This window comes from Weissella sp. DD23 (assembly GCF_001579105.1).
GTDB classification, from domain to species: Bacteria; Bacillota; Bacilli; order Lactobacillales; family Lactobacillaceae; genus Weissella; species Weissella cibaria.
Genome location: NZ_KQ970390.1, coordinates 81,223 through 83,030, shown reverse-complemented (window position 1 = coordinate 83,030; position 1,808 = coordinate 81,223). Strand labels below are relative to the sequence as shown.

The 1,808-nt window shown below is 42.8% G+C and carries 2 protein-coding genes and 1 pseudogene; all 3 read right to left on the bottom strand.

Annotated features, from left to right (window positions below):
- Positions 1-315, bottom strand: a pseudogene (locus tag WEIDD23_RS13265) (hypothetical protein); the annotation flags it as partial.
- Positions 316-503: 188 nt separating this feature from the next.
- Positions 504-1,223 (bottom strand): PucR family transcriptional regulator, encoded by a 720-nt coding sequence (locus WEIDD23_RS00375; protein ID WP_010370548.1) that lies wholly within the window; start codon positions 1,221-1,223, stop codon positions 504-506.
- A gap of 326 nt (positions 1,224-1,549) precedes the next feature.
- The coding region (locus WEIDD23_RS00370; RefSeq protein ID WP_156469530.1) for a transposase at positions 1,550-1,808 on the bottom strand (259 nt) is incomplete at its 5' end.

Here is a 1,808-nt window from a genome sequence, read left to right as displayed (position 1 = left end):
CCGCAGCGCTGGATCAATCTGTTCAAATAGCGTAAAGGTTTCCTCATAAAACAATTCCTGATAATCCAAATTAAATGAAAATGTATAGTTGGGATTATGACTCAAAACCTTTGGCAGAATGACTGCAAGCTCTGTAACATATTGCTTATGCTGGTCATGATCTGTCATCGTTGTGATAAATTCTTGATAAGGAAATCTTGCCACCCCATCAATATCGCGGCGCATCAATAGCTCATATTCTTTACTTGTCTTTCCTTCCAAGGCAATAATTTGCTGTCCTTGGAAATATAACTTACTTTGTACTTTGTCAGTCATACATGACTCCTTTATTGTTGTCATTCAAGTATGCCTGTATTTCGGAATACTAACCGGCTCATTTTTACGTTAGCCTTGTTGCGAACTCGCAACTTGGTTTTTCGAAAAAAATAGTCAGCCCCTTAAACGTACAAAAGGCAGTCACCTCGCTGTGTGACTGCCAATTTACCCGGTATTTATATTTACTATTAACTCGTCGCCACATCACGTGCCTGCAAGTCAGTGGTTATTCGTTGCAATTGCGCGGTTAGCGCCGGTACTATGACGGCCGTCTTCAGCCGCATATATGACACAAGCAGCGGTAAGATTTCAGCAGGTACCCGCGGATTCAAATCCGTTAATTGGGCAATTTTGTCTAGCCGATATTGGACTGTTCGCCGATGAACATGCAAGGTGTCACTTAATTCACTCATTGAATGACCTAACGTGCCGTACAGCCACAAGGTAACCTGGACTTCCTCATCGACCCGATCCTTTAAGAATTGTTCGACCTGCGGATAGGCGACACCAGCTTCCACAACTTGCGCCAAATCAACTACGTCTTCGTAAAAGACAATTTTCATTTCCTCAATTACCGGACTGGTTAATGCTAACGCAAACACCGCCTCTTTGATGCTTTTTGTTAAATCAAAGTGTGGCCGACTAACCCCCGCTAAGGCATGTTCCGGCAACGTTGCCAAAAATTCATGTACCCCCGTCAACGGAAAAATATAAACCCGTCGTAAGTGATCCAAGTCAAAAGCTAAGCGCTGATTTGGCAAATGATTGCGGTTCCCCTCGACCACAATTGCCACATATTGTTCACTAAAATCCACACCGTACGCCCGTGCTTTCTGAACAAACCGATCATCAACAGTGTAATCATAATCTGACATGATTAACCATTGTTGTATAAATGTCTCAAGCATAGTTGTGCCCTCCATAGATTTTCTTTGACCTGTCACTGCTTACCATTAAGTCTACATTGTTAACAAAAATTAAGCTGACTAAAAATTAAGCGCTTACATGAAAATCAGTTTGTTGGGTGGCTGGCAGTCGTATCATCGCTACACCAATTCCCTGACAACGGCGGCCAAGATAGTCTATCGTTGGTTTATATTCATTCCTGACAAACACCCAAAACATCAAAAAAAGAGGCTGGGACAGAACAGTTCCAGCTGAAAATGAAAAAGGAGAAGAAAATCCGGTGGATTTACTTCTCCTTCTTTCTTTTTTATCCAAAATAAACGGGATGTTATCCCGCCATGATGGCCATATTCATGGCCATAATAACCAGTCCGGTTTCTATTTTCACCTTTCGCAGACCGCGAACCATGAATCTGCCCACGCCAAAATGAGCCTTCATTCGACCGAAAACTGGCTCGTTATCAATCTTACGACGTGCGTAGATTGAAGCGTTGATTTCGTCAGAGAGGCTTTCTCGCATGCGTGCTTTCTGATACCCCCATGAGGGGTTAATATTGATTTGGCGAACGTTTCCACCCTTTGTATAT